The sequence below is a fragment of the Nostoc sp. genome (genome assembly GCF_036916575.1).
GTDB lineage: Bacteria > Cyanobacteriota > Cyanobacteriia > Cyanobacteriales > Nostocaceae > Nostoc.
In genome coordinates this window covers 1-12,527 of record NZ_JBALGC010000074.1, presented here as the reverse complement: position 1 = coordinate 12,527, position 12,527 = coordinate 1, and the positions used below count along the sequence as shown (strand labels likewise).

At 42.1% G+C, this 12,527-nt stretch carries 8 protein-coding genes; 1 reads left to right on the top strand and 7 read right to left on the bottom strand.

Annotated features, from left to right (window positions below; all coding sequences use genetic code 11):
* Positions 1-234: 234 nt before the first annotated feature.
* The gene (locus tag V7L29_RS15420; protein WP_334736036.1) at positions 235-534 is read right to left on the bottom strand and encodes a WGxxGxxG family protein; all 300 of its coding nucleotides are present in this window, start codon (positions 532-534) and stop codon (positions 235-237) included.
* Between the two features lie 675 nt (positions 535-1,209).
* Positions 1,210-3,270 carry a serine/threonine-protein kinase gene (locus V7L29_RS15415; protein WP_334691262.1) on the bottom strand — a complete coding sequence of 687 codons (2,061 nt, stop codon included), beginning with the start codon at positions 3,268-3,270 and terminating at the stop codon, positions 1,210-1,212.
* A gap of 497 nt (positions 3,271-3,767) precedes the next feature.
* Between V7L29_RS15415 and V7L29_RS15410 the strand changes: the two genes are divergently transcribed.
* Positions 3,768-5,060, top strand: coding sequence for a peptidase (locus V7L29_RS15410; protein WP_334736035.1), 1,293 nt, complete (start codon positions 3,768-3,770; stop codon positions 5,058-5,060).
* A gap of 98 nt (positions 5,061-5,158) precedes the next feature.
* On the opposite strand, the gene V7L29_RS15405 is transcribed toward V7L29_RS15410, so the two are convergent.
* The 5 genes from V7L29_RS15405 to V7L29_RS15385 all read right to left on the bottom strand — a co-directional run.
* Complete coding sequence (locus V7L29_RS15405; protein WP_334691256.1) at positions 5,159-7,216, bottom strand: serine/threonine-protein kinase; 2,058 nt, start codon at positions 7,214-7,216, stop codon at positions 5,159-5,161.
* Between the two features lie 447 nt (positions 7,217-7,663).
* Positions 7,664-8,716 (bottom strand): serine/threonine-protein kinase, encoded by a 1,053-nt coding sequence (locus V7L29_RS15400; RefSeq protein ID WP_334736034.1) that lies wholly within the window; start codon positions 8,714-8,716, stop codon positions 7,664-7,666.
* Positions 8,717-9,178: 462 nt separating this feature from the next.
* Positions 9,179-11,413, bottom strand: coding sequence for a glycoside hydrolase (locus V7L29_RS15395; protein ID WP_334691258.1), 2,235 nt, complete (start codon positions 11,411-11,413; stop codon positions 9,179-9,181).
* A 78-nt stretch (positions 11,414-11,491) separates the two neighbouring features.
* Entirely contained in the window at positions 11,492-11,722 is a 231-nt protein-coding gene (locus V7L29_RS15390) for a NifU family protein (RefSeq protein WP_012408256.1), read from the bottom strand.
* Between the two features lie 335 nt (positions 11,723-12,057).
* Positions 12,058-12,527, bottom strand: a 470-nt coding sequence (locus V7L29_RS15385; protein ID WP_334736033.1) for a tetratricopeptide repeat protein, incomplete at its 5' end; no start/stop codon positions are given.

Sequence of the window (12,527 nt, the reverse complement as noted above, 5' to 3'; positions counted from 1 at the left end):
TCGCAGGTCATAACTATAAGGGTTTGCCATAATAATACCCAAATCAATCACTTCTTTCTCTATTCTACGTCCTAATTAAGATGGCGAGTGCTATAGCTGTTAACTCTGGCAAACTTGGCACGATCTTACTCCTCAATAGTTGGAGTCATGTAAACACACAAACAAAGCCTGCATCGGCAGGCTTTACCCGTAATTATCTTTATAATTTATGCCAAATTAAAACGAAACTCGTTATTAATAGTTAGAACGGGAGCCAGAGGAGCCTGCCACATTAGAGTCACCATAACTTACAGTATCATTGGCTCTGCGGCTCTTGCGACCAAATAGACCAAATAAACCGAGCAAGCCCAGTAAACCCCAATCACCATCCCGATAATTTCTGCCAGTAACAGTGCGGTCTGTAGTAGTATTTGTAACAGTACCATCAGGAGTGGTTGTTGTCTGAGCAGAAGCGGGCAAAACTGTGGGTAAGGTAGCTAAACTTAGAGCTAGAACACTAATTCCTAATATTTTGGAGATATTAAAGTGTTTCACGATCACATTCCTCAATTTAATTGCTGTCAGTAATATAGGACTTACGCACAAGCAACAGAAAATGGAACCACAAAGGACGCAGAGAAGCCAGTGCGTTGGGCGAGTTCCCCGACTTGTTCGCTCTTAGCGTTCCCGCAGGGTAGCAACTGGCGCGACACCGAGGAATAAGAGTTTGAGAGGTTTTTTGCGTAAGTCCTATAATAGTTAAAGCTTATTAAATTCTGACAGCACCAGCATCAATCTTTAGCTGCAAATACGAATCCGCTTAAAGTTGCATTTGTGAACGAGCGAATAAGCATTTTGGCATACAATAAATTACCGTGTATGGCAAATGATCCAATACTGAAGTCACGGATTGCATGAAAGCTAGTTCGATTTGAGAAGGGAAAATTTTTCTAGTTAAAACCGAAAATTACGTCTTCAGGTATGACGGATGCCGAGAATTGAAGGTAATATTTCCAAAGCGATCGCCTTTGGTTTATAAAATACAGTGATTCTGGTCAGGGGTGCGCTTAATAATTAAAGTATTGCATAAATGCGGGATGATTTTATCGATTTTCCTTTGCATCTTTGCGTGAGACTTTCATGCCATAAATGTGCATACCTACAATTCAAAATTGATATTTCTACTCAAATTGGCATTGCATTATCTCTCTACAAAAATTTCTGCACTTTTCAGTGAATCATCTGCCAAATCTTGAGAATATTCTCACCACTTCCACCACCAGCAATAGTTTGTCCATCTGGGCTGATGGCAATGGTATAAATATATCCAGAACCCGTTTCTAAAGTGCGGATTTCCTTTCCTGTTACCGGATTCCACAGTTTAATTGTCTTGTCACTACTACCACTAACAAGGATGACACGATTTGGAGTTGCACTGGGTAAAAAAGCGACGGAATTAATCTTATCATTATGTCCCTTTAAAGTGTGAATTAACTTTCCTGTTTTCAAATTCCACAATTTAATTGTCTTGTCTTTACTGCCACTGGCAAGGGTGATACCATCGGGAGCAAAAGCGACCGAAAGAATCCGCTCACTATGTCCCTGCAAAGTGCGGATTAACTTTCCTGTCTCCAGATTCCACAATTTAATTGTCTTATCCCAGCTACTACTAGCAAGGGTTTTGCCATCAGGACTGAAAGCTACGGAACTAACTCCGTCGCTATGTCCCTCTAAAGTGCGGATTAACTTTCCTGACTCCAGATTCCACAGTTTGATTGTCTTATCCTTACTAGCACTGCCACTGGCAAGAGTTTTGCCATCAGGACTAAAAGCTACGGAACTAACTCCGTCGTTATGTCCCTGCAAGGTGCGGATTAACTTTCCTGTCTCCAGATTCCACAGTTTGATTGTCTTATCCGCACTACCACTGGCAAGGGTTTTGCTATCAGGACTGAAGGCTACAGTCCAAATCCAATCGGAATGTCCTTCTAAAGTGTGGATTTCCTGTTCACTTGCCAGATTCCATAGCTTGATTGTCTTATCATCACTGGCACTGGCAAGAGTTTTGCCATCAGGACTGAAAGCTACGGAATTCACATCGCTAGAATGCCCCTTCAGGGGTTTGGGCAGAAAAGAATTTTCCGAGACGTTTTTTGGGGGCTTAATAGGCTGAGAAATAGGCTCAGAAAACTCGCTCATTCTATGGGGGCGAGACTGTAAATACCAAACTCCTCCCAATCCCATCACCAAAATACTAGTACCTAAAAGCAGTTGACTTTTTAGCTTGTTATTTGGTTTTGGTGAAACTGGCTCTTTGTTTGCTGAGGTGGCTGTAAATGTTGGTGTAAGTATAGTTGGGGGCACTGATGACAATGGTGGTAGCCGAGGTGTCAAATCAGTGATGACTTCATCAGCCGATTGGTAACGCTTTTGGATGTCTAGTTGTAACAGCTTATCCAAAACTTCATCCAACTCTATAGATACAGAAACCCCGTTCCTACCTGGATTAATCAAATATTGTCGCCAAGATGCAACCCAACTATAGCCCTGCTGTATCCACAGTTGAGATGGGCGAACCCCAGTCAGTAGATGAAAACAAGTCGCCCCCAAACTGAATAAATCACTGGCTGGGTAAGCTTTTCCATCTTGCATTTGTTCAAGTGCAGTGTAACCGTGTGAGCCAATAACAGTGCCTATTTTAGTCTGCACTGTTGCCGTCAGCTGCTTGGAGGCTCCAAAATCAATTAGCACTAATCGCCCGTCACTTTGACGGCGAATAATATTTTGTGGTTTGATATCCCGATGAATCACTCCCCGTAAATGGATAAACTTTAGCACGGGCAGTAAATCTAGCAAAAGTTCGCGAATCTCTGTTTGGCTATAGTTTCCCCGGGTCTCCCACTCCTTAAGCAAGTTTTGCCCATCGATAAACTGCTGCACCAAAAACAGATAGTTATTTTGCTCAAAATAAGCCAATAAAGTTGGAATTTGCGGATGTTCTGCAAGTACTTGCAGTCGGCTCGCTTCTTGTTGAAATAGCTCAACAGCCTTTGTTAGGGGCCCAGTTCCCTGAAGTTTTGGTGCAAATTGCTTAACAACACAGCATTCATTCAGTTTGTGTACATCTTCTGCCAGATAGGTTCTACCAAATCCGCCCTCATCTGACAATACCTGAGTAGGACGATAGCGACCTCCCAGCAGAGGTATCAATTGGGCTCTACAACTATGGCAATAGTTGTTTTTATCAGGATTTAAGGGTTTTTGGCAATGGGGATTCACACAACAGAGCATACTGGGAATCCATTTCACTTGGGGTATATATTCATCTTAAGTCATGCAGTATAATCTCTCTTGTTAGTCAATATCACTGAGATACCATACAAATCCCCAATTTCCTTACCTCATCAGGTATTGAACAATTTAAAAAACTTTGAGGAAGTTGTGCTTAAGCGATGCTTTTTGACGAATTGATGAGCGTCAACTAAGTAAGTGGGCGGGAAAATTTCCAAATATGTAACGATTTCGCAAATATATCTGGGCACAAATCCGAAAAGCGGCAATTTCAACTTGTAGCTCAGTATATACTTACAAAATTGAGATTCATTTGAGTAAAGCTTGGCAAAAATCCACTTACCATCTCAAACCAGACAATTGCTTGAGTAAGTTGTTAAAGGTAGGTAAACTTCCACCACAGTGTACTAGCAATCTAAATTGAAATATAAATTTTTAGACTTTGAATTCATCTATCTTTTAAATAGAAAATCATCAGCCAAATTAGGAGCGTAATTATGCTAGTAAAAAACAATAACTATCGTCGCAAATTAAGTCGCATTTTAATTTCTTGCTTGAGTAGTAGTTTTTTGATCACAAGTAATGTACTACCTATAAGTGCTTTGGCAAAACCTCAAAGTTCTCAAGACTTCGTAATTGCCAAATCACCAGATGAGAGACAACCAGAAGCAGTAGAAAAAGCAATTGAGCAAATTCCTGCTTCTCAAGCGTCAGTATCTCCAAGACGGAAGACATCTATTGAGTCACCAATTCAGCGGTCTAATGTATCTTCTGACACAAGTAACTCTACTCAAGCAAGCAATAGTTCCAATGATGTTCCGACTTCTAGACCATCTAGACGTAGAAACTCTAACCAAGCAAGTAATAGTTCCAATGATGGTTCTACTTCTAGACCATCCAGACGTAGAAATTATAGCCAAGCAAGTAATAGTTCCAATGATGGTTCTACTTCTAGACCATCCAGACGTAGAAATTATAACTCAAACTCTGTGTCTTCAAATTCAGGCAGAGTTCGCAACTCGAATTATAACTCAGGTAGAGGTGGCAACCAAAATCTCGACGATTCACGGGTTTATACGTCGATGACACCTACTTTCAAGGAAATTAACTTTGTAGATGTTGCATTGGGTATTCTGAGTAAGCGTGACTATCAATCTCAAGGTAGATATTTTCATTTCTATGAGTTTCAGGGCAGAGAAAATCAATTAGTCCAAATTAGGCTGATTGGAAGTAATGATACACGTAGAACAAATAACTTGAGTTTAAAACCCTTGTTGTTTCTGCACGATCCTGATAATAATATCATCGTCAAAAAAGGCACTTTGGAAAAAAGCAGTGATGGCGATGATGCATTCATTTTTGCGCGACTGCCGAAGAACGGCACTTACAAGATTGCAGTTACTAGCCAAGATCCCGGAGAGATAGGTCGCTATAGTTTGGCTCTGAGGAATGATAGAGCTAGCTATACTTTAGATGAATCAGGTCAACTAACTGCCAAAAGCTCAACCCTTAAACAAAATGGAGGCGCTTACAATGTTTCTAATTTTCAAGGGAGAAAAAATCAGCTTGTAAGTATTCGTGTAGATAGTGTTGATGAAGAATTTTTTCCTTACGTAGCCTTGCTAAATTCTCAAGGGCAGACGATCGCTATAGATAAAGACAAAGATAAAGATGGTGTGTACAGTGCTTTAATTGACCGAGCTAGGTTGCCTGAAGATGATACTTACTATATAGTTGTTACTTCCAAGAATCCCCAGGAACGCGGTAAATATAGATTGACTATCTTCTAATAATTTAGGTTACTTGAAACTACCGCTTTATTGCAGTGGTTTGGGGGAATCTTAGAGGGATAAACATATCTAATGTCAGGGTATATACCTGTGCGCCCCTACTGAGACAACCGCCAAATCTTAATAGTATTATCCTCACTACCACTGACAAGGGTTTTGCCATCAGGACTGAAGGCGACGGATGTCACAGTGTTGGTGTGCCCCGCCAATGTGAGAATTTCCTCTCCTGTGGCTGGATTCCATAGTTTAATGGTGCGATCGCGGCTACCACTAGCAAGAATTTTACCATCGGCACTGAAGGCTACGGATGTGATAGTGTTAGCATGTCCGGCTAGCGTGCGAATTTCTTTTCCCCTAACTAGATCCCAAAGTTTGATGGTGCGTAGGTGTAGCCCGTCGTAGACATCGCGGCTAGCACTGGCTAAAGTTCTCCCATCTGGGCTGATGGCTATGCTTGTTACTGTTTGAGAATTTCCTTCTAGGGTGCGGATTGGGTATCCCTTTGTGAGATTCCAGATTTTGATCGTCTTGTCAAAACTGCCACTGGCAAGAAGCACGCCATCGGGGCTGAGGGCCACTGATCGCACCCAGAATGTATGCCCTGCCAGTGTCCGAATTAGCTCTCCTGTTGCCAAATCCCATATTTTAATCGTGTTATCATCACTGCCAGTAACCAAAGTCTGGCTATCAGCACTGATGGCTAGGGCATGAACTAAGTCAGAATGCCCTGTAAGAGTGCGAATTTGTTTTCGCGTTGCCAGATTCCAAATTTTGATGGTGTTGTCATCACTGGCACTAACCAGAGTTTTGCCATCTGGGCTGATCACCACGACATTTACCTGCTGAGAATGCCCGTTGAGTGAAAAGATTTGTTTTCCGGTTGCGAGATTCCAAAGTTTGATTTTGCGATCGTCGCCACTGCTGGCAATGGTTTTGCCATCAGGGCTGATGGCGACAGATAAAACCGAGTTTTCATGTCCTTGGAGGGTATTAGCTAAGGAAACTTCCCCCAAAGTAATTTTTGGTGATTGACCTAAAAGCGCGTCATCCTTGCCAGGGCGATTGTGCTGACTCAGCCTAGAGGTCAAACTGGTCTGAATCTGGCGAAAATGTCTATACCAAGATTCTTGAAACCCGAATAACAGAATGAAAGCACTTATTAAAATTAAAATTCTCAGTAATGAATAACTTTTTGGTAAATATGGTGCTTTAGTTGGTGGTATTTTCCCAGACGACTTCCCGGCTGGTGGCAGTGCAAGCAATTGTTTTGGAGTCAAGTCTCTGAGGACTTCATCGGCTGACTGATAACGTTCTTGGATGTCTTTTTTTAAAAGCCTGTCGATGACAAAATCCAACTCAGGATTTAATGGACTCCGCAAATATTCCCGCCAATTACTCACCCAGGCGTACCCAGATTCCATCCACAACTGAAAGGGAGAATTTCCCGTTAACAGATGAAAGCAGGTAGCCCCCAAACCGAACAAGTCACTGGCGGGAAAAGCTTTACCATCTCTTATTTGTTCCAAGGGGGAATAACCATGTGAACCAATGGATGTACCAGATTTCTGCTGAACTCTGGCGGTGAATTGCTTTGAAGACCCAAAATCAATCAGGCTTAATCGCCCATCACTTTTATGCCGGATAATATTTTCTGGCTTGATATCTCGATGAATGATTTTGCGATCATGGATAAATTTCAGGATGGGTAGTAAATCTAGCAAAATAGATTGAATTTCTCTAGCGTTATACGCCTTGCGTTGTTGCAACTCCTTTAACAAATTCTCCCCATTGATAAACTGCTGCACTAAATACAAGCAGCCGTCTTGCTCAAAGTAAGCTAGCAAAGTCGGAATTTGGGGATGTTCCCCAAGGTCTTGTAGTCGCTGTGCTTCTTCAGCAAACAACTCCATCGCCTTTTTTTGCGACCAAGTTCCTTGAAATTTTGGAGCTAATTGCTTGATAACACAGCGTTCATTGAGTTTATCTACATCTTCTGATAGATAGGTTCTGCCAAATCCCCCTTCATCTGAAAGGACTCGGATGACACGGAAGCGATTTCTTAAAAGTGACACCAATGGGGTGCTACAACTTTGGCAAAACTTCTTTCCATTGGGATTCAGGGGATTTGGGCAATCGGGATTTAAGCAGCAGATCATTATCTGACAGGCGCGACTGCATGACAACTTAGGCTAAGTTTGCCCCGAACTTTCCCTTATAAAAATTGACTCTCGCTTACTTATGGTAGAAAACCCTGTTCTGGGGATTGGGGAATTACTTAATATAGTTAGCGTTTGTAAATAGTAGTTAGTCTTCCTTGTCTGTGGAAAACTACGAGAGTCATAAGATTAATTATTCTATCGATTATATAATAATCTGAATAAAAATTTTTTTTGATGTGCCAGCCCTAGTAATTTTGCTTGTATATTGGCAAGCGACAAGTGACTAAGTATTAAAGATAAACCCTCTTCAATCAATGATTACTGACTAAAAAATCTCGTCAAAATGCTTACTAAATTGGTTTTTGATATTTTCAAGTGCCGATGATTAATTGTTCATTTGATACTTTAGCTCAATCAGGCTTAAACTTAACTTTACAACCTTGTTTATTTTAGCTTTGCTCTCCATTTGCGAATAGCATTAGCAGTTCTGGCGACAGGTGGGATGTATACATCAGGAGTTTCGTGAAAGTTTTCGTGTTGTGTAATACTTTTATTATTTAATTTTTGAGTATTTAGACAGTTAGCCAAAGTAGGCAAATAGCTTTGATTACCTAAAGCTTTCATCACTTCATCGGCAGTCTTAAACCGATCATTTAACGTAATTTTCACCATTTTTCCTAAAATCTGGGCGAAACTGTGGCTGATATTTACCTCTTTTTGCCAGCAGATTTCAGCAGTATTAGCGTCGTACTCAAATTCTAAAGGACTTTTAGCAGTCAACATATAAATACAAGTTACACCCAGTGCATAAATATCACTGGCATAAACTGGACATAGAGAAAACTGTTCTGGTGGTGCAAATCCCTTAGTCCCGATAAAGTTGGTATTTGCAGGTTGATTGATTGAGTTTTTACAAACGTCAACTAATTGCTCTTTCACCGCACCAAAATCAATCAGCACTATCCGCCTATCATACTCACACCGCAATAAATTCTGGGGCTTAATATCCCGATGAATCACGTGATGTTTATGAAGATACTGTAATACAGGTAATAATTCCTGTAAAAACTGTTTAACTGAGGCTTCACTTTTGGGCCCAGTTTGCCGCACTTCTCGTGCCAAAGTCAAACCCGGCACATATTCTTGAATTAAAAAAAACTCTCCATTCGCCTGAAAGTAATCTAAGAGCATGGGAATTTGCGAATGACTACCGAGTTGACCCAAAGTTCTTGCTTCTTTTTCAAAGCGCATACATGCCCTTTGCCAACTTTGAGGATTAGTCACTTTCGGACAAAGCTGTTTAATGACACACAGGGGATTCCCAGGTAATACGGTATTTTTGGCTAAAAACGTGATGCCAAAACCACCTCGACCCAAAATTTGCAATATTTCATAGCGCTCGCGAAATAGTCGTTTGGAACCACACATCTGACCAAGTTGAGTTTGCTGTGAAATGCTCTGTTGAGAATTTGTTATTTTCTGAAAAAAGCGATTCATTAGTATAGAATATCTGCTTTGAAATGTCTCTAATTTTACGACAATTATTTCTTGATGACAGTAACATTACTGTAACTTTGCCAAATCATCAAAGTCTTTCAAAAAATAAAAATAAATTTTTGTAGAACTTACGAATTGACAATAAAGATTAAATATGTATTAAAAATATTTACAACAAATGAATCGGCTATAGGGACGTACATCTGTCATACGTATCAACTTAAGGTGAAAGCCAGTCTAGAATTAGCTTTTAGAGATTGCCTCGTTCTCAGTCTTTGACTGGGAATGCCTATTGGGAGGCTCCGCCTCTTGACTTGCGGCAGAGCCACTATGAGGAGCATTTCTAATCTCTGGTTGGAAACTAAGTTTTAAGAGGGTTTTGGCTTAAGTTGATATCAATATACAGATGTACCCCCCTACTAGGTATTTTGTGAAATGATATAACACCAAAGGTTTTGAGTTCTAAGGCACTTCAATGGGAATCAAAGTATTTTCTGGCAAATAGTTGCAAAAACGCCCCTCATCTGCAAGCACCAAAATCAGGCGCAGCGGATAATCTGGCGGAACTTGCAAGTCTGCCCACGGTACTGCCAACTCTAAACAATTATTTAAAGCTACTTGAGCACGACTGAAACGAGGCTGCCATTGATAATTGTCTCCAGCTTCCTGAAACTGAATCGATTGTGTCAGCAAGTTAATTTCTAGAAGATGATGAAAAAGGTAATTAAGTGGGGCTGCATCTGGTACATCTGTCAAAGGAACTGGGCTGTTAATCATTGTTTTTTCTGGATAGAACCACAGCAAATTCAACTCTGCTGGCAAATCCTGCCCTAGTGCAGCGCCAGTTTTAAAGTCCAGCCGCAAATAGAAATTCAGGTGATCCACCCCATACCAAAGTCGCTGGATGACACTGCTATTGTGCATCGTCCCCCGCGCCCCGCCGATTTCTATGCGTCCAGCTTTGTCCCAGTCTTGTTCATCACCCCTACCATCGATGACAGGATGAATAAACCCTTGTGGAGTGTGGTTTCCCTGTGCTTGGTGGATTTCCACTGGTTGCTTGAGATAAGGCGGTACAGGTTCATTTAATGCCTTGTAAATGCCAAACAAGTGTTCTCGAAACAACCCGTCAAAGATGGCATCCTGATTTGAGGAGTGTCCTGCGCCAAACCACCAAAACCAGTCGGAACCCTCTGCGGCGTACAATGCTTCCCACGCTTCTGGGTTGTTTTCTTCCGTCGCTTCGGGATGACTTGCAAGCAGATTCCTGGCTTCTGTCAGATAATCCCAAGCACGATTTTTGGCGGGATCGCCAATCCAAGTAGTGAAACTGCCATCTACCCAAGAACCGCTATGTAGTTGCCCTCCAGGAATGGTGGCTGTGGCGGGAAATTCTTCGAGAAATTCGGAGACGGTGACGAGTTTGAGGCGGGGTTCATCGCTCAAACTTTGATATAAAGCTTCTAGGAAGGGTTTGCCATCTTGGGGATAAAATTCCCAGCAATTTTCGCCATCCAAGGCGATGGTAACTAGCCAAGGTTTTTCACTTTGACTGTCTCTTTGCATTTTAGCGATCGCTTGCAAATGTCCCACTAAATCCGCTGCTGCCTGTTTTGCTGGCATCGCACTGTAGGTAAAGCCAATCAAATCTGATAATCTATGGTCACGAAACACAATTGACAAGTCGCCCTCTGCGGTTTGCAGGCGATACGGTTGGTACAGCAGTTCTGGTTGCTGCACATTCCCTGCCCCATCCCGATGAAAAAAGTGTTTCAGCGTCCATCCTAAGACGGCTTCATCTGAGCATATCCATTTAAATCCTTGGTTAATAATGTCTGGAAGTATCTGTGGACTTACTGACTGTTCCGAAGGCCACAAACCACGAGGTATCTGTCCAAAGCGGTCTTTATAAAAGTTCCAAGCTTTCCGTAAGTGGCGGGGAATATCTTCCGCCCACTGAAACCGCTGCTTAGGTAGTGTCATATTGGGCACAGCTACCCGACCAGAGTTGGTATCAGCTAGCAACGGCAAAATCGGGTGGGTGTAAGGCGTGGTGGTAACTTCTAGCTGCCCCGCCTCCTGCATTTTCCGATGTTGGGGGATAATGCGGCTGAGGATTTCTCGTTGTTTGGAATAAATGCGCTGGCGATCGCTTAAAGTAAAATTCCGACCCTGCTTTAACCAAGTAGCAATTTCCGGGTCATCCCAAAACAGCGGATCAATCCAAGCCAAATTGTGCCAAGCTAGCAGATCACCATAATCTGACAATTCCCAATTTGCTAAACACCAAGCTTGCCCTTTTTCTTGTCTTTGCTGGTACAACTCGGCATAGCGGGAATGAGGGTCAATCAGGGTGTGGTGATTGGCATCGAAAAAGTGTTGGATAATAAATTCCCGCTGTTGCTGAGTGAGTTGTTCATCCGGTGTCAAGCTGGCTGTGAGGTAAGGGTCAAAAGCAGTGCCAGCAATATAATCTTCCAATTGCAATATCAGCGATGGTACTAAATTCACCGTTTGGTGTAACTTAGGATACCGCTCTAAAAGCAGTACCAAATCTAAATAATCTTTAGTTCCATGCAAACGTACCCAAGGTAGACGGTACTGCTGACTCGGAGATAGGGAAACGCCGCTGCCAGGAGATTTGTACAGCGGCTGATGTTGATGCCAGATAAAAGCAATGTAGAGAGGATGGGACATAGGAATAGTTAGGAGTTAAGAATGAGGAGTTAGGAGTTGATTCAAAACTCATAACTCCTAACTTCTAACTCCTAACTTTTACACCACTTGCTCAATTTCTGCAATTTCGGGAATCATTTCTTTGAGGCGGCGCTCAATACCCATTCTCAGGGTCATAGCAGAACTGGGACAAGAACCACAAGCACCTTGCAATCGCAGTTTTACAACAGGCCCATCGAGTTCTACGAGTTCCACATTGCCGCCATCAGACATGAGATAAGGGCGCATTTCATCTAAGACTGTTTCAACGTTGTCAATTGTGAGTTCCATAGTTTTAGACCTGCTAAGTTAATGGTGGGCACTGGGAATTGGGCATTCTTTGCTGAATCGATCCTAAATCTAATTGCTGCTAAATTGTCAGGTGTCAGTTTTTAATGACTTTTGACTAAACCATTGCTGGTTTTAGCAACTTGAGATTAGATTAGGTGTGAGCCTCCTACTTTACTCTAGCCTTTAGGTTCTGCTTTGCAGTATGGCGGAAGGCAGGATCTGATTAACTGACTTGCGCAGTAATGGCTAGCAAATGGGAAAAGCACCATCGCCAATGCTGGGCATCTCTATTGTGAGGTCGTAGCTAATGTTTAGCACTCAAAGGATGATATCGCTCAAGCAGCAAAGCTTTTGCTTTGCGTAATGGCTAACCTACTGCCTATCTGCTTAATCTTCTCAATAACCGCTTGGTATTTGGCTGTATTTCCTTGTTGTTGAAAAAGGTTAGCTGCTTTTTGTAAATCATCAATTGCTAAGTGGTCATCTTCTGAACTAGCACGGGCAATACCTCGATTATAGTAAGCTTGAGCAAAGTTAGGATTGATACGAATAGCTTGGTTATAATCCTCAATCGCACCTTTGACGTCTCCTGAGCCGGCACGGGCAAAACCTCGGTTGTTATAAGGTAAGTCAAAGTTAGGATTAATACGAATTGCTTGGTTATAATCCTTAATAGCGTCTTTGACATCTCCTGAGCCGGCGCGGGCAATACCTCGGTCGTTATAGGCGAAAGCAAAGTTAGGATTGATACGAATAGCTTGGTTATAATCCTCAATCGCACCTTTGACGTCTCCTGAGCCGGCAC